This window comes from Flagellimonas flava, from assembly GCF_050617915.1.
GTDB lineage: Bacteria > Bacteroidota > Bacteroidia > Flavobacteriales > Flavobacteriaceae > Flagellimonas > Flagellimonas flava_A.
Genome location: NZ_JBODQE010000016.1, coordinates 1 through 16,206, shown reverse-complemented (window position 1 = coordinate 16,206; position 16,206 = coordinate 1). Strand labels below are relative to the sequence as shown.

Genomic DNA, 16,206 nt, shown 5'->3' with positions numbered 1-16,206 from the left:
TTATATTGCTTCTTTAAGGTTATCGTTGTCGTTGTCTCTGACTTTGGCCAGTACGGTCTTAACAAATGCGGGTAGACTTTTTCCACTAGTTTTAAGGTCTTTCACGAACTCTTCAAGCCCTTTCACGAAACTTCCGTGGACCTTGATGTATAAATCACGGGCATCCTTTTCTTTGCGTTCCGTGGTATAGGTCAGGTATTCTTCAAGGGACACCTCGATTCCGTATACCTCGCCAGTACTACCCCTCTTGAAATAGACCTCCTTGAATTTTCCCCGCCCCATTCGGTTGTTGAGTTTATTTATCGTGAAAATCTTTCTCTTCTCGGTTTCGCTAAGGGACAGAAGGTTGGATACTTCATCATAATTGTCCTTGAACTTGCTTTGGTCAAGCAAGATGATAGTATCGGAATTGTTTATGATTGCATTCTTGACAATGGCATTGCCAATAATATCCTCCAGGTCTTGGGTCACAACGACGGCTTCACCCCAAAATTTCCGGACCGTTTTGTAGACATAAAGTATATAAGAGGCCATCATAGGTGAGGAAATGGCCTTCCAAGCCTCCTCAATGATAAGTGCTTTTCTCTTTTTCTTGTGCCTCATCTTTTGTATGAAAACATCCATGATGATGATCGTTGTGATAGGGAAAAGGATTTCATTGTCCTTGATGTTGTCAATTTCGAAAACAATGAAATCTTCATCGAAAAGCGAGTTGTCCATTGGACTGTTAAGGGTCTTGTCATATTCACCCCCTTTGTAGAACTTTTTCAATATATATGCATAGCCGTCCACATCGATGTCGATGTTTTCAGTTTCTTTTATCCTCTTCAGTTTCTCAATGGAAAAATCATAGAAGCTATTGAACCCAAAAACAAAACTTTTTTTGGAAAAGCCCTCGTGGTAATAGGCAGAGATAACCTCAATCAATGCGCTAGTTTCCACTTGGGATATAGTGCCGTTCGTACCTTTCCATAGAACCGAAACCAACGATTTAAGGAAGTCCCTTTTTTCTTCGTTGTACTCTTTTTTTTCAAACAGAAACGGGTTCATTGTTATGGGCTTTTCATCCGTGTAGGTTATGTACTTGCCCCCGTAGTATTCACATAGCCCAGAGTAACTATGTCCGGTGTCGATAAGAACTATGTCCGTATTCTGTTGGAAATATTGTTTTATTAGATTGTTCATACAAAAGGACTTTCCTGAACCTGATGGCCCTAAAACAAACTTGTTCCTGTTGTTTATCCTACCCATTTCCATTGGCAATTCAGAAGTGTCTATTGCTATCGGAACCCCTGACCTATCGGTCATATAAATCTTGAAATCGGAACCTTCATTCTTTTGGTTCGTCTCTTTATAAAAAAGCGAAAGTGCCGGTGAGGAAGTGGTAAAAAACTTGTCATAGTGTTGGAGGCTTACGGTATGGCCAGGAAAAATGGCCTTATAAAGCTCAAGCTGATTATACCCATTGTCGCTAGGAATAATACCTACTTTGAAAAGCTCTGCCTCAATATAGTTGACTGACTTGGACACTTGCTCCCTATCACCGAACAGGTGCATATTGAAATGGGAGTAAACTAGCAATTCATTCTCCCTTGTAATCAGCTCAAGAACATCGTCGATATCCTTTATGGCCAAGTTGTTCGCCGGATCCGGCATAGAGGTGTGTTTCTTCTTCTTGGCCTCCAGCTTTATTATCTCCTTTTTTTGATTTGGAATCTGGATGTATTGATGATAAATCAAATGATCAAACCCGGGAGTATCATAAATGAAACTGAATAGGTCTTGAGGGTACTCATAGCCTAAATCCATCGTTGAGTAAGGGGAAATCGTTACGGGCATGTTCACTTCATCAATGTTTATCAAGCTTATGGAACGCGCCATTTTATCCCCAACAATAAGCCCATCAGCTTCGGATTGGAAGTTTTTAAGACTGTAGCTATCCTTATCGAACTCAAACCCCAAAAACCTTGATATTAACTTCTCAATTTCCTTCTTCCCCAGGATCTCAGGACGGAAATCATTTGATTCAAAAATCTCGTGAATCTTATCAATTTTCTTAAGGAACGTATCGAATTCCCTTTGGTTAAATTGATACCATGTGGTCTTTGTGATATTCTTCGTAATACAAAAAATCGTCTCTGTATCTCTGTAAGGCCTTCCTTTGAAATGTTTAAAGTATTTTTTTGAGAGGAAGTCATCGTTTTCGGGTTTCTCTCTGAAAAGCTTCCTACTGATGATATCCAATTTTTGAATCGCATATCCCTCACCAAGTATCTTTACGATGTTGCTCATCAAGGCATGATAATCATAGTAGAGTTCCTTTTTTGAGGAGTACTTGATAATCGGGTTCGTTATCCTGAAAATAGTGCTATAGTCCCCCAGTTTATGGTAAATAATGGGATGTTTATCCTCTTCGGATATACCTAAGTAATCCAGTTTGAATACTTTCATTTGATAAAATTTAAGTGCGTTCTAGAAGGATATCCTCTAGCGAATTTTTTTTAAGTCCAGCGTATCGGCTAAGTTTTTGGTCTTAGGGAAAAGGAATGTTCTGGTTTGAACTTGCCATACTGTTTCCTTTTGGTGTACATTCCCTCTTTTTGTTTTCTTGACAACAGGAATAGACCGACCCCTAAATAAAGAATCATGAATATGATGCCTACCACAATGTTTATTGAGACTACCATAATAGTTGCCAAAATGAATGAGGAGAGCAAAATTCCTAGACCCCAATAAATATACCTTCCCTTGAAACCCTTTAGCACAAGGGGCATTTGCAGCCCCTTGTAGACTAAAAAGCTTTTATCAATGGATTCCATCTTTTAGGATTAAACTCCAAAGAAACCAGTGATAACACCGCCAGCGATCACCAAGAAGAGACAAGCACCTAGCCATCCCATAATTTTCTTGGTAACATCCTGGTCCCCGTTGTTCCATGCAATGTAGACCCTAATCGCTCCGATTAGTCCAACAACTCCTCCAATTGCAAGGATTAAGTTTCCAACTGACTCGACCCAACTCCTCACCTCGGTGTCAGCAGCATTGATACCCTCGACACCTTGTGCTTGGGCTACAAATGCTATTAAGAAACCCAGAACGGTAAGAATGGCCGTCTTGCTTTTGTTCAAAAACTTGGTAATTTTCATGATTCAAATAGTATTTAAAGGTTAATAATTACTTATAGAAATATGGCTCTAAGGGCAAGGGCCATTATTAGGATGAACAACCCTCCTCCAAAGAGGTTGGTTACTTTCCTCTCAATATTTCCGACTCCAAGGTGCCACTGGTTATAGGTTTTAATTGATCCGAAAAGTGCCAAAACTGCTCCTATGGCAATCGTTAGATTGATCAGTGGTTCAAACAGTGGGGTGAAAGCTCCGCCCTCGATTGAATATTCTACATCGGTATCTATTAGCTCAGGTATTTCATCATCGGTAACATCAATATCCTCCTGCCCATAACCAACCCTAACGGACAGGAGGAGTATCAAACTAACCAACATCAATATCCTGGTACTATGAAAAAATGACTGAGCTCTTTTCCCTTGCATCCTTTATAAAACTTTCGACATCAAAACCTTGACCTTCAACATTCCGGATTTCTACTTCCTCTTCTTCGTTGGAATTTTCCGGAACTTCGATTTTCAAGACTCTGCCATCACTTTTTTTTTTGAGTTTACTTCTTCTACCACACTGACCACCTCTTCTTCCTCAACCATTAGGTCCCGAGCTGAATATGTATTGTCATTGACAACTGCTGGCCCGGACTTACCTTTAAGCAAATCCAACATTATGGTTATGAAAAAATAGGCGGCGTAAACACACCCGACGACTTTAAAAAATGTTATCCAATCCATCTTACAAGAATTTGTTTTTCTTAACTGTTGCTTTTAATAATTCAGAATTCTCCTCCAACCATTTCTCACCTAAAAAACTGAACAGATCGCCAATCGGAATCTTATAGTTGTCCTTTAGGTATCTAAAGGCTGAATGTACTTCCTCGTCCACGTAGGCAACTTCCACTTTGTTGTACCCCTTTTGTGAAATTTCGTTTTTGAGATCGTCAAAAGGCCCTACGGCATCCTCTGCTATCTTGAGCGTGGATCCTGAAGTATTGGTGCTTCTGATCTGGTTGATGATTTCCTCTGCTTTACTACTTTTCATATCTCAATATTATATAATAATTATATAATGACAAAATAATTTATATAGTAATTAGATATTTTGGGAAAAAATAATTAAAGAACCCATCAAAAACCTCCATTTGAATCTTACTCAGCCCCCTAGTGGTAAGTCTATCCATGTCCACCCTATCATATATCTTGACCGGAGCTATTTCGCCATATATTGAAAGTTCGATATCCACTTTCTCTTTGGTTTCTACCTTGGCAGTCTTTTTGACCCTATTCGCCACAAAGACTATCGGAGCTTCCTTATTGATGTGTTTCGCTACCCTAGCGTACACCATCGTGGACTCAAAGGCTTTCTTCTCATATGAAAATGGAATCAGGATGCAATCCACATGGGAAAGAATATTGAGGATATCGGGATTGTCCAAGTTACCTGGGCTGTCAATGACATAATCATGCTCGTAATCATCTTTGATGCCATCTAATAGCGTTACCGCTTTATTAAGGTCATATCCAATAACCTTGTATGGAGGCTCCCCGTCCATAACTTCATTTTCCGTCTCCCATTGATTTAAAAAGCTTCGCTGAAAATCTAAATCTATTGCGACAACGTTTTTCTTTTTTACCAAGGAGAGATAGTTGCAAAACAGAATCGATAATGTTGATTTGCCCACTCCTCCTTTTTGATTTCCAATTAAAATTCTCATAATGACTGACTTTGATTTTTTCTTTTCTTTTTGTTTGTATTCTTCTTACCAGGTTCGTCCTCTTCAGAAACTTCTGATTCCTCTGCAAATAGTTTATCTATAAGGCTTGTTTGATTAGTACCGAAAGACTGTTGTAAGGTCAATGGTTGTTCGGGTTTTATTAATGTTTTTTGGGACACTTCTGTTGCCTCTACATAAATCGACTCAAAGCGGTTATCCGTATCTAAATCCTTTTTAAGCAAAACCGCATTTCCCTCATTCTTGTCAAACAAAAGTTGATCGTTCCCAACTGCATAGACAACCAGGTTGTTTTTGTCCAAAAATTCGCGGGTCCCATTTTTACTGTGGTGGATGGCGATGGCCACCAGATTTTTATACTTCATCAAATCAAGATTGGTATCAATAAGAGGTTCCGTATCCCTTACTCTAAAAATCTGGGCCAATGCCGAAGAACTGTCCTTTGAATATGCTGAAGACTCAAGTATTACTCTTCGATTCTCGTTCATCCACAAATCCCTGATATCTGAATTGGAAATTTTTGATACCTTTTCATTTGTCATTTTCAGGTACACATTCCCCCCTTTGTCAAAAGACACCCCTATCCTATCCCCTTCCTTCTTTATTCCGGACCAATCCAAAGCGGAATAATTGATTTCGGACAACATACTCGGAACTGCCTCGATTAACTCTTTTCTTTTAAGCGGCTCTAAGAGCGCCTTAAGCGGGAATACTTCAGAACCTTTTAATACCGTTTTGGTAGGATGGTCAATTAAAGTGTAACCGAAAGGCTTGGTTTTTCCCTTGGCAACATGCTCCACGATTTCTAAACCATGCTTTTCGTGTAGGTGCTTTTTGAGATCATCATAATTCAATTGCAGTGAATATTTTCCTACTATCTGTTTATACTGTCCGGATTTTTTCTTGGAGAGCGGTTTAGAGTTCACTGCATCCTTGACAGAAATCGAATCAAATAGTTTCCCTTGGTAGTAGATCGATATATTATCGCCATTCTGTTTGGCTGCAATATCCTTTGTGCGTAATAAGGAAATCAATTGTCCTGGCGTGGAAATCGAATAGGACCGCGCCCACTCCAAAACACTCTTGGCATGTTTACCATAATCAATCCCAAACTCTTTCAGAATCTCTTGAGATTTTACTTTTTCAAATGAATCATTGATTTTTTTTCCGTTCCCATCGATTCTCGTGCTTACCATATGGACATGGTTGTTATTGGTATCGTTATGGAAATAAATCAGGTAAGGATTATTGCCATAACCCATTTTCTCCAAATACAGTTTTGCATATTCGACAAGTTGCTTTGGTGTTTTTTCTGAACCTCTGGCCGAAATCACAGCATGGAATTGTTTGTCCTTTACTTTGGTATTCGAACTGCTATGATATTTCAGATAGTTTATATAGTCTGCTTTTGTCGGCTCGGTTCCTTCTGGAAAAACAAAGTTTTCAGCAACTAGGCCTTCCGACTTTCCTTCAGCAATTTTATCCTCATTATAGCTCACCCCACGAAAGCTGCTTTGGCTTCCTAATATTTTAATAATCATGTATTGAGGGATTACGTTATTCAGGGAATACTATTTAATAACATTGATGTATTCCATTAAAATGTTGATATCAGATTTAGGCAATATGATATTGATACAATACCACAAAATCGGATTATTGGAATATCATAGTATGATACTCCTATCCTACTCGATAAAGCATCCGGACTGCCTCTATCATCTCTTGTTTGAGTTCAAGGTATCTCTCGATAAGATCAATAAGAGTCCTTTCGGTACCATCTTCCGTGTAGGCACCTGCGCCAATTTGGGTTACGATTTCATCGATAGTGGTGGAAACATTTAGAGAAAGCTCCCTTAGTTTACCTATTTCGGCAATTACAAGTCTAGGATCAGTGGGAACAGCAGCGCCATTTAAAAGAGCTCTACGCGCCCATTCGGAAAAATCCTTGCTTGTAGATGATTCAATTCTTGAATCCAGCCCCTCGCGCTCCTGAACGGTCATATAGACCTTATAGGCTTTTCTTGTAATCTCTGATTTCTTTCTAGGCATAAAAAAGGAGTTCCGACAAATCCACCCGTTCCACGGGCGAGAGGTAAAGAGGGCCCTCTTTACACATCTTGCCTGTATCGCGCCGCATTATTTTCCTTTGGGGTCTAGTAGCAGAAAATCACTTACCACAATCTCACAATCATTTACAGAACCCCCTTCTTTGTTCTCCCATGTACGATAGGTAAGTTTACCCTCGACTGCCACTTTAGAACCTTTTGTTCCGAGTTCAGCTAACAATTCGCCTGTCTTTCCCCAGACTGCCAGCTTGTGCCAAGAGGTATCTGTTACCTTTTTTCCTTCCTTGTTTTTGTAGGTTTCATTTGTGGCCAACGAAGCTTTGACCAACGTTTTTCCCGAATCGAAGTTGATTATTTCGGGTTCATTTCCAAGATTTCCAATTAATTGGACTCGATTTGATAGTGCATTCATGTCAAACAATTTTTAAATTATTTGACCAATATATATAATTATTATATTATTTCAATACAAAAAATACAATTACTATATAATTATATTATCATAAAATGGAGTTTCCCTTTAGTTTCTGGGAGATTACCCTCACTTCTATTACGATAAGCCAGACCAAGGGCAATAGCGATACCACGCTTACAATCTGGTTCCCAAGGACAAGGCCCAGAACGTAGAAAATGAGTGAACAAACCAGAACTGGTTTTTCATATTTCGTCATGTTCTTTTCCCAATCAGGCTTGTATTTCCTTTTTGAAGTAATCAGAAATTTGACGGTGAAAATGAAAAGCACTATGCCGATATTAAAAATGAGGATTTCCATGATATTTATTTTGTCTTCAATTTACGAATGATATTGAATGAAAAAAAGGAGTATATTTGAATGCCTGGTGAGGAAGGACAAAGAGGCAACGTGGGAACGTCCTTGAGAAGCGCCAAAATTCAGGCCGAGACGCATAAGTCTATGAAAAGGTTTTGATTTATCAAGGCCTTTTTTTTATTTCGGTCCTTACCATCCACAAGATTTTAATATGCTGTATAGCCAACAATTACGGCCCTTATTCGGAATTTTCTACTGATTTTGGTTCAAAGCCAACTAATCCAAATTAAGTTTGGTTCTATATTAAGGCTGATATTCCTCTAAAATCATTCTGATACCATCAAGTTCGTAATACAGTTCATTTGCCAGTTCACCGGTGGCATTGTCAGCCAGCTCTTTGACCCTTTCATATTCGTTCTCATAATGCTTCAAGTGTCCAATGGTTCCATGCTTAAACGATGTGTGTTTTACGATACTTTCCATAGAATTAGATTTAAGATTAAACAATATGTGCATAATCCAAATGCTTGTAAAATTTCAGCTCAATAGGAAACGGAATAAAAGGAGATCGTTTGCGATCCTGGTTATGCCGTAGTCTTTTGATGGGAATATTTTGCGCATTTACCTTCGCATCAATATTGTATTGATATAGGAATCTATGCAACCCATATATTTTTAAATCCTATGGAACATTTTCCCCCTATAGACCATGAAGCTCAAAGAAAAGAATTTTTTCGGCGGGGAACTTAAATTAATTAGTTTAGCACCTGAAGATATGTCAGGCAAGAATAGACAAAATCTATGGTTTTTTAAGACTAATGCATTTCGTGGAAAATGCTTAGAAAAATCCCGCAAATATTTCCAAAATTTTGACGAAGGATAAATTTTGACCTTAATAAGCGAAATTACGTAGTAATTTTAAGATATATTAGTTTAAGGTAGACACTTTGGCAGGGCGTTAGATGCAATTAACTGTAATACAGTGCTTTGAAAACGAGGTTTATCCTGCTTTACTGCAGTTGGGCAGGGCGATATTCAAATATTCGATACTTGGGCAGGGCGATAAGCCCAATTCGCGACACTTGAGCAGGGCGTTACCATCAGTTCACTACACTTCGGCAGGGCAAAACCCTATAATTACGACACTTGAGCAGGGCGTTACGTCATTTCAGCAGGGCGTTTTATGCTGATTTTCGACACTTGGGCAGGGCGATATACCTAAATACGCCACTTGAGCAGGGCGTTACTATACTTCAGCAGGGCGTAACCAATGGTTTAGGACTGCTCTAAGGGGACTTTTAAGTTACCAAGGACTATGGACAAAATCATCCAATTTTGCTTACTTACAACTCCGGAAAGGATGGCTCTAGGTATATTTAGGTAGGTTCAATGTTCTGATTTTATTGACTTTAGCGTTTTACTACACTTCGGCAGGGCGTTAACACCAGTATTTACGACACTTCAGCAGGGCGTTGGAATTGATTGTGCTAAAACACCTACAATTTGCACCAATAACTGAGACACTTCAGCAGGGCGTTTTCTGTTATCTTAAAATATTGATTATCAGTATTATACAGGTTCCATGGTACATTACACCCGTATCTACTATGAGACTTTGAGGTAAAACAACGACAGATGGGCAGGGCGTTAACACCGGTATTTACGACACTTCAGCAGGGCGTTGCCTCTTTAGTTGCGTAAAACTGGCCCTTTTTCACTCTCTTTTACGACACTTCAGCAGGGCGTTAAACGATAAATGCAACCAAGAATCCCAAAAACGACGGTTGAGAAGGGCGTTAACATCAGTGTTTACGACACTTCAGCAGGGCGTTAACGTGATTATGATAAAAAAGGCAGTAAAACAGCGAGTGGTTTCACGACACTTGGGCAGGGCGTTATTACTTCTTCATCTCCTGCAAGTGGTGAATAAGCTGGTAAAGATGTTTAAAAGTTACCTTCTTATCCTTAAAGTAGAGGACTAGCTTATCATCCTCAAATGAAATACAGTTGTATTTGGCCTGAATCTTTGTGGCATAATCCAAGACCTGCATGAATTCCCTAGAGTAAGCGTTCATTCCTTTTGCGCCTTTATAAATCTCAATGTAGGTGTCCCTATATTTAACCTCTTTTATATCTCTATCTTTTTCAGAGAAGAACCACTCATAAAAAAGTTCCTTTCTTCTGTCTTCTGAAAGGCCAACCATTTTACCCTCGTAAGTGTTGAAATAGGTTTGTACGAAGGCCCTGGTAAGCTCGGTATCAAAAATATTTTTAAAGGTTTTGGAGTCCTTCTGTCTCTTTTCTTCTATCGTCATCCTATCCCATGTAATCAAAGCTACATTATCAACCCTAACTTTGGTACCACTCTCGACAAAACCAATTTGGTCCCCTACTGTATTACTTGGATTTACCCATGTCAATTCCAGACCTTTGATATCCTCTCCAATTACCTTCCTAAGCCTATCAAATTTCTCGCTGACCTTGGACTTCCAATCAGAAAACCTTTTGTATTTTTTTATCCCCAGGATCTCAGCCAAAAGGTCAATTGAAAATTGTAAAGAATTAACCTCCTTTGCATTTGCGTTTGCGATTCGGTTCAGAATGTCCAAATAAGCATCGTCCAATTTGGGCTTTTTGAGAAGATTGTACTTCTTGATTTCACCTAATAGAAAATACTGTTTAAGATTGTTCTCGTATTTTACATTCGGTTTGTAGTAATAGATTATTCTATGCGTCTTACCAGACTTTTCTAGCTTAAAGGTTATTTCATCAAAAAAATTGAATCGGGAAGTGGTGATAATGGTTTTGTTTTCATCCTTGAACCTATAATCATCCACAATATTTTGATTGGTCAAAATATAAAGGGCGTTTTCCAAATAGGTTCGCCAGGTTCTCCACTCGGACATTCTCCCTTTGGGATCATTGCTTTCCCGTTCCATCTTTTCCTCGGCCCGTGGGTCGTGTTCCAGAAAATAGGGGTTTGGGTGGATCCTATATAGATGTGATTCGGTTAGGAACATGGATTTTGCAAACATCTTTGGGTCCAATCTGTAGAATCCAAAGAGGTCTTCCTCCTGATGGTTCAAGGCGGTGTAAAGAAGAACGGCCTTAATAAGTTTGGCATCCTCACCCAGTTCCCGGAATGACATAATGTTGAATGCAACATTCTTGTCAACCCTTAAAGAATTGGTTTCTGGCTGGTATGGAACTACGGGTAAGGTCATTTACGCAATCTAATTACTATATATTTTTTAAAAAAACCAACTTCGAATATATTACAATTTTATTTTATAGTAATATTCTTTCTTGGAGAAAGTAACATCTGAAGAATGGATTCTAAAGACATTCTCATCTTCAAAAATCACTTCTCCTTGCATTCCTTTAATGGCCTCTCCCCGCTCCATCTCATAAACATTAACCATTTTAGCTCTTTTTTAATCTTCCCAATCGAATGGCTTATCGTCTGAAACTATCTTAACATACTTATCAAAATCAGGGTAGTTCGGGTTCAAGAGATAATTATCCCCTTCACTTCTTGCGGACGGAACTTGCAATATTGCAATTTCATTTGATTCCAGGATTTCTGACCCAATTTTCTGTGAAGGACAATCATCACTGTCATATACATCCATGTCCCATGGCAATCCTGCCAACATTTCTCTAGTAATTTTTGTTATTGGAAGGTCATCGGAAACCTCGATTTCCACCCACACATAATCACTATACTTAGGGTCAACCCTTCCTTTTAGTTCATCTCTAACCGTATTCTTGGAATCAGAGGTATAATTTACAGCAAGTCCTTCCCTATTCCATCGACCACCACTCTTTTTAGCTCCTACCCCGTCCAATTTGTCCTTATGTCGGATTGAGGTGGCCCTAAAAACAATCATGAGTAAATCCCGTGTTCAATTCGGTGCATCCTTTTCCTAACGACATCAATACCGGATGGGGAGTCCAAGTAAAAGTACGGTGGAGTACCTCCCAAGTCTGGATTAGTTTTTTTGAGCCATCTTTTAAAATAAGCCTTGTCATTGAATACCACATAAGAATGATTGAACAACAAAAGTATTTTGAGAACATGCATGCTCTGTTGGTGGTTAAATGCTCTAGAGCTGTTTACCCTCTCCTCGTTTACCCCAATTATTTCAGACCATTGAGTCGAATTGAACCCGCACTTTTTAACTACCTTCTTGAACACTTTCTTAGGCATTTCGTAATTGAAGTCCAAGAAAGGCCTTAGTTTTTCGTCGTCGTATTCACCGCTTTCAATTATTTTTAAGACTGAGGAATCCAAAAGGGTTCTTCTCAGGTTTCTTCTTGTCGTGGCTGAAAGACTATCTGTATTGATTGTGCCTTTATTTAAAGAGGAGTATGATATGTCTACTCCGGAAAGCTGCTTGAAAACCTTAGCCATCAGCTTTTCATCCAGCTTTTTTAAATTCGATTGCTCCAAAACAATTTTATGCTGGCTGTGTTTTTGGATGCGTCTTGTAATCTTCTTGCCATATTGGTTGGCCACCTTTCTGTCATCTGCACCTTTTTTAACAACTCGCATTATTCCCAGCCCTTCTAATGGTAGCTGTTTCTTTACTATAACAGACTTCCCATCGATATTTTGTTCAACTTCAAATAGCATATATTGAAATTGCACTGTCTTTAGACTGTGCTTACCAATAATTGATTTTAGATTTATTGTTTTACCTGTTTCTGACATAACTAAATCTTTACACCGTTAGCCTCGGCCAATAATTTAAACGCTTCGTATATGGCCATGTCGTTGTTATATTTTGAATTATCAATCTTAATTGTGTTAACCACCCGATTAACAAGATTACTGGTATCATCCGTTATATAGAAACTACGATAAACCTTATTTTCTGCCTTAATCAGTTCTTTTTCAATTTTCCTCGTCGGACTGCTTTTGCGAGAAGTGGTTCTCCCCTTACTCTTCTGATTTTTTTCTTTCTTCTCCACTTCGTCCTTTTTAGGGACACTTAAGAGATCCTTAAGCCCTGCTGTATTTCCCATCTTATACTGCTTTTAATTGTAAATTTTTAATTTTTTTCAAAACTTCCTGGCCCAATTTAGCGTAGTCATTTGCCCCGTGGCTTTTTCGATTGAACTCAAATATTGTTTTCTTCTCGAATTGCGCCCCTTTGATATCCGTATTAGTTCGAATCATAGTCTTGAATAAGGCATCGCTCCATCCGTTTCTATCGAATTCGGCCATAATGTTCTTGGATATTTTTAACCGGTCCTCGTAATGAGTTACGAGAATCCCTAATAATGTGATATAAGAATTCGCGCCTGCATTCCTGAGCATGTTTATAAACTCAATCATATCGGTGACCCCTTGCATGGAGAAGGAATCTGCTTGTACCGGTATTATAACATAGTCAGAAGCACAAATAGCGTTTATGGTAATAATATTAAGGGAGGGCGGACAATCTATGAAAATGTACTCATACTCGTCCTTAAATCTTTCAATAGCCTTTTTCAAAAGATACTCCCTGTTTATTTGTGTCTGCAGGTGTACTTCCATTCCAGACAAATCGCCAGATGGTATTAGAAACAGATTATCTCTTACTTCAACAGGCTCAACCTCCTTACTAAAAAACATATCGTAGGTCGTTCCCCTTCCTCCTTCCTCAAATCTGTCATCAAACTGAGCCGTCAAATTAGACTGTGGGTCAACATCAATTAATAGTGTCCGTTTTTTGATGGCTGCCTGAGCCGCTAAATTAATAGTGGTAGTAGTCTTGCCTACCCCTCCTTTTCGATTAATCAATGATGTAACTGACATAAAACAAAGTTAACTTATTTAGTATATAAAACTTATTTGTGTTATAAGACAAATCCTTTTTGACGTTAAAGGTATAAAACTTATTTAATTTATATCATAGATAAATCAAATATCATTCCTTTATTATATATGTCTTATAACATTTATAAAACTTATCTATCGAATAGGCTTGCTTGTATTCCATGCTTGGTAGCCTCTTTCAATTCCCTTCTATAAAAGATTATATGGTTTCTTAAAAGGGGAACGCGGTTCAAGTAAAAATCGGCATCATACCCCATAGACAGGTCATACTCGCTTATCGCTTCATCTCCCCTTCTCATAACATCCAAGAACTTTTCCTTTGCTTTTTCCAAATCAGATTCAATATCCTCGACTTTCCTAGACATATCACTTATACAACTTATTTGTGTTATAAAACTTATACAACTCATTTTTGAGTTTCAATATGTTACAGTCAAAAACAAGGTTAACTTCTCCCAACTTAAAGCAAGTCCTATATGGTATCATATCGGAAGCGATTTCATTGGTGGACATATTGGTAAATAATATGCTAATGCTTTGTCCACTTGATTTAATGGCAATTTCATAAGAAGAATCATAATTTGGATTTAGAACCGCCATCGATTCACACAAATGCAGAACCAAATCAAAGCCCCCACAATAGTTTATCAAGTATCTTATCCCCTCTGTGGACCCTACTGGGCCTTTAGGGAACACAACGGGAAGTTTGGTGTCCTTCGGGCCATATTGATATAGCCTTTTCTCTAATTCGTTGCTAAAGCCCTTACTGTACATCTCTTGGAGTTTTTGGACTAACTACAATAGGGTCTATAACGAAGATGTTTTCAGGTGAACCCCCTACCAATCTATGTACTGTTAGATTTGTTCCAAGCTTTGTGGATATTAGTTTCTTTGGGTTAGAAGAGAGTTTACACCCATGTGTATTTTTATTATCTTTGTCTCTCATGATTATAAGTTTTGTACTTGTTACAGAATTTGTAATTAAAAGGGCACGGAGTCGCAATCCGCGCCCTTTTTACTTGGGTCTACTTACCCATGAGCAAAAGCTCATCCACAACTACCTCGGTAACGTATTTGGTTTCGCCGTTTTCGCCTTGGTAGCTTCTATTCTTTAGTTTACCAACAACACCACATTGATCCCCTTTGCTTAGGAACTTTTCGAACAAATCGCCAGTCTTGCCCCAGGCAACTACATTATGCCAATCCGTCTCGGTAACTTTTTCCCCCTCTTTGTTTTTGTAAGTCTCATTGGTGGCCAATGAAGCCTTTACCAATTTCTTACCTGAATCAAAGGTTACAACCTCTGGGTCATTACCTAAATTTCCAATCAATTGTACTCTGTTTTTTAAATTGCTCATGATTATAAGTTTTTAATTATTAATACATTATAAATATACAACTTATTTGCCTTATATCATATATAAAACTTATAAAACTTAATCGTTTTTTTCTATGTAATACTGTGTATCATAGATATTTAGTATACCAATTTCCCCCAAATCTTACCAGCAGACTTTAGCGCATGGAACCGACACTTCAATATCAGCGTGCCGGCAGCTAAGCGTTTAAATATTGAAGGGTTGGAGCGCTACCTAACTTGCGAGGCGGTTTGGCGTGTGTTTTTGCGGAGGGCAAAAACCATGACAAACAAGAAGAAACTTCCTCACGGAAGCATAAATGAATATTCATGTCTGAAAAGTAGTAGCCCCTTATGATAAACGATTTCCAAATCCTCTTTATCGAAAACCAGGTGACCATACTTTTCGTCCCCCAGGAGTTTACCATCATGATTACGATAATCGATGCAACACATTGAACCACCATTCCCAATTGTAACATATATCTCTTCACCGTCATTCTCCCGACTAAGTTCTGTAGCTTTAGCAATAATATAATCTAAGATAATTTCAACATTTATCTTTCGTAACATACGATAAAGCGGAATGGATACACGGGATTCAGGAAACGAATGTCTTATAGAATCAACATTCGGGTAATTCTCTCCATTTTCCATTAATCTGATTCTGTATGGCACACCGACTATCTGGACCTTAAGTCCCTCAATCTTAAGCGAGTTCAAATGTTCACAAAGGAAGCCAGCACACCTCTTTTCAAAATGGATGATTTGAAGGCTCTTGGGGTCCGTCAACATCTTGAACCCGTGCATATCTTCGCTAAAGAATACCGAATAATCTTCTTTTATCTCAAAAGGATAAATTGTCATGTAATTGCTCATGGTTTGAAATTTTGAATTAAACTTTATGGCTGACCAACGAAGTAGGGAAGGGGGGCAAGGTGGATCCAGGAAGCTTGCTTCCGGTGTTCAAAATTGGAGGTGCCTTTGGAGGTGCCGATTTTGTACAGGTTATCCTTGCCGGCGCAAATGTGGACGAGTTAACTTGACATAAAGTATAGATGAAAAAAAACTTAATATCTTTTCCAATGTTATTGTTTTAACCTCTCAAAAGACCTATATTTACTGGTAGTTACTTATCTGAAATAAAGACAATGAACAAGGCCGAAGCACCCATATTGAACACCAAACAGGACATAGTATATGAGCGGGCGCTGGTTGAAACTGGGGTCAAAGAATGTACACATCCGTACACAGTTGCAAAAAACGGGCATAGTATACCACCTTCGGCGGGTCAAAGTGAGCCACCCGCGGCGGACCAAAGTGAGCATAGTG

General features: G+C 38.6%; 23 protein-coding genes. 1 reads left to right on the top strand and 22 read right to left on the bottom strand.

Annotated elements, in window-relative coordinates:
• From ACRHOZ_RS20430 to ACRHOZ_RS20325, 22 genes are all read right to left on the bottom strand, one after another.
• Complete coding sequence (locus tag ACRHOZ_RS20430; RefSeq protein ID WP_431129967.1) at positions 1-2,451, bottom strand: TraG family conjugative transposon ATPase; 2,451 nt, start codon at positions 2,449-2,451, stop codon at positions 1-3.
• A 68-nt stretch (positions 2,452-2,519) separates the two neighbouring features.
• Positions 2,520-2,819 carry a hypothetical protein gene (locus tag ACRHOZ_RS20425; RefSeq protein WP_431129964.1) on the bottom strand — a complete coding sequence of 100 codons (300 nt, stop codon included), beginning with the start codon at positions 2,817-2,819 and terminating at the stop codon, positions 2,520-2,522.
• A gap of 9 nt (positions 2,820-2,828) precedes the next feature.
• Positions 2,829-3,146 (bottom strand): DUF4134 domain-containing protein, encoded by a 318-nt coding sequence (locus ACRHOZ_RS20420; protein ID WP_431129961.1) that lies wholly within the window; start codon positions 3,144-3,146, stop codon positions 2,829-2,831.
• A gap of 32 nt (positions 3,147-3,178) precedes the next feature.
• On the bottom strand, positions 3,179-3,550 hold the full coding sequence (locus ACRHOZ_RS20415; RefSeq protein ID WP_431129958.1) for a DUF4134 family protein: 372 nt from the start codon (positions 3,548-3,550) through the stop codon (positions 3,179-3,181).
• Positions 3,551-3,643: 93 nt separating this feature from the next.
• Positions 3,644-3,856: a hypothetical protein gene (locus ACRHOZ_RS20410; RefSeq protein ID WP_431129955.1), complete on the bottom strand. Its 213-nt coding sequence runs from the start codon at positions 3,854-3,856 to the stop codon at positions 3,644-3,646.
• Between the two features lies 1 nt (position 3,857).
• Positions 3,858-4,163 (bottom strand): hypothetical protein, encoded by a 306-nt coding sequence (locus ACRHOZ_RS20405; RefSeq protein WP_431129953.1) that lies wholly within the window; start codon positions 4,161-4,163, stop codon positions 3,858-3,860.
• A gap of 40 nt (positions 4,164-4,203) precedes the next feature.
• Positions 4,204-4,836, bottom strand: a complete 633-nt coding sequence (locus ACRHOZ_RS20400) for a ParA family protein (protein ID WP_431129950.1) — start codon at positions 4,834-4,836, stop codon at positions 4,204-4,206.
• Positions 4,833-6,395, bottom strand: a complete 1,563-nt coding sequence (locus ACRHOZ_RS20395; RefSeq protein ID WP_431129947.1) for a relaxase/mobilization nuclease domain-containing protein — start codon at positions 6,393-6,395, stop codon at positions 4,833-4,835. The genes ACRHOZ_RS20400 and ACRHOZ_RS20395 overlap by 4 nt, the downstream gene beginning before the upstream one ends.
• Positions 6,396-6,537: 142 nt before the next feature.
• A complete protein-coding gene (locus ACRHOZ_RS20390; RefSeq protein WP_431129944.1) occupies positions 6,538-6,906 on the bottom strand; it encodes a hypothetical protein in 369 nt (122 codons plus the stop codon).
• Positions 6,907-6,993: 87 nt separating this feature from the next.
• Positions 6,994-7,335, bottom strand: a complete 342-nt coding sequence (locus ACRHOZ_RS20385) for a single-stranded DNA-binding protein (protein ID WP_431129941.1) — start codon at positions 7,333-7,335, stop codon at positions 6,994-6,996.
• An 88-nt stretch (positions 7,336-7,423) separates the two neighbouring features.
• Complete coding sequence (locus tag ACRHOZ_RS20380; RefSeq protein WP_431129938.1) at positions 7,424-7,696, bottom strand: hypothetical protein; 273 nt, start codon at positions 7,694-7,696, stop codon at positions 7,424-7,426.
• A gap of 300 nt (positions 7,697-7,996) precedes the next feature.
• Positions 7,997-8,176, bottom strand: coding sequence for a hypothetical protein (locus ACRHOZ_RS20375; RefSeq protein ID WP_431129935.1), 180 nt, complete (start codon positions 8,174-8,176; stop codon positions 7,997-7,999).
• A gap of 1,415 nt (positions 8,177-9,591) precedes the next feature.
• On the bottom strand, positions 9,592-10,917 hold the full coding sequence (locus ACRHOZ_RS20370) for a hypothetical protein (protein WP_431129932.1): 1,326 nt from the start codon (positions 10,915-10,917) through the stop codon (positions 9,592-9,594).
• Positions 10,918-10,968: 51 nt separating this feature from the next.
• Positions 10,969-11,115 carry a hypothetical protein gene (locus tag ACRHOZ_RS20365; RefSeq protein ID WP_431129930.1) on the bottom strand — a complete coding sequence of 49 codons (147 nt, stop codon included), beginning with the start codon at positions 11,113-11,115 and terminating at the stop codon, positions 10,969-10,971.
• A gap of 12 nt (positions 11,116-11,127) precedes the next feature.
• On the bottom strand, positions 11,128-11,583 hold the full coding sequence (locus ACRHOZ_RS20360; protein WP_431129927.1) for an RES family NAD+ phosphorylase: 456 nt from the start codon (positions 11,581-11,583) through the stop codon (positions 11,128-11,130).
• Positions 11,580-12,329 (bottom strand): antitoxin Xre/MbcA/ParS toxin-binding domain-containing protein, encoded by a 750-nt coding sequence (locus tag ACRHOZ_RS20355; protein ID WP_431129924.1) that lies wholly within the window; start codon positions 12,327-12,329, stop codon positions 11,580-11,582. The genes ACRHOZ_RS20360 and ACRHOZ_RS20355 overlap by 4 nt, the downstream gene beginning before the upstream one ends.
• A gap of 80 nt (positions 12,330-12,409) precedes the next feature.
• The gene (locus ACRHOZ_RS20350; protein WP_431129921.1) at positions 12,410-12,721 is read right to left on the bottom strand and encodes a hypothetical protein; all 312 of its coding nucleotides are present in this window, start codon (positions 12,719-12,721) and stop codon (positions 12,410-12,412) included.
• Position 12,722: 1 nt separating this feature from the next.
• Positions 12,723-13,496: a ParA family protein gene (locus ACRHOZ_RS20345; RefSeq protein WP_431129918.1), complete on the bottom strand. Its 774-nt coding sequence runs from the start codon at positions 13,494-13,496 to the stop codon at positions 12,723-12,725.
• 152 nt (positions 13,497-13,648) lie between these two features.
• Positions 13,649-13,882, bottom strand: coding sequence for a hypothetical protein (locus ACRHOZ_RS20340; protein ID WP_431129915.1), 234 nt, complete (start codon positions 13,880-13,882; stop codon positions 13,649-13,651).
• 398 nt (positions 13,883-14,280) lie between these two features.
• Complete coding sequence (locus ACRHOZ_RS20335; protein ID WP_431129913.1) at positions 14,281-14,463, bottom strand: hypothetical protein; 183 nt, start codon at positions 14,461-14,463, stop codon at positions 14,281-14,283.
• Positions 14,464-14,542: 79 nt separating this feature from the next.
• Positions 14,543-14,875 carry a single-stranded DNA-binding protein gene (locus tag ACRHOZ_RS20330; RefSeq protein WP_431129910.1) on the bottom strand — a complete coding sequence of 111 codons (333 nt, stop codon included), beginning with the start codon at positions 14,873-14,875 and terminating at the stop codon, positions 14,543-14,545.
• 305 nt (positions 14,876-15,180) lie between these two features.
• Complete coding sequence (locus ACRHOZ_RS20325; RefSeq protein WP_431129907.1) at positions 15,181-15,753, bottom strand: hypothetical protein; 573 nt, start codon at positions 15,751-15,753, stop codon at positions 15,181-15,183.
• A gap of 272 nt (positions 15,754-16,025) precedes the next feature.
• On the opposite strand from ACRHOZ_RS20325, the gene ACRHOZ_RS20320 reads away from it, so the two are divergent.
• Positions 16,026-16,206, top strand: a 181-nt coding sequence (locus tag ACRHOZ_RS20320) for a hypothetical protein (RefSeq protein WP_431129904.1), incomplete at its 3' end; no start/stop codon positions are given.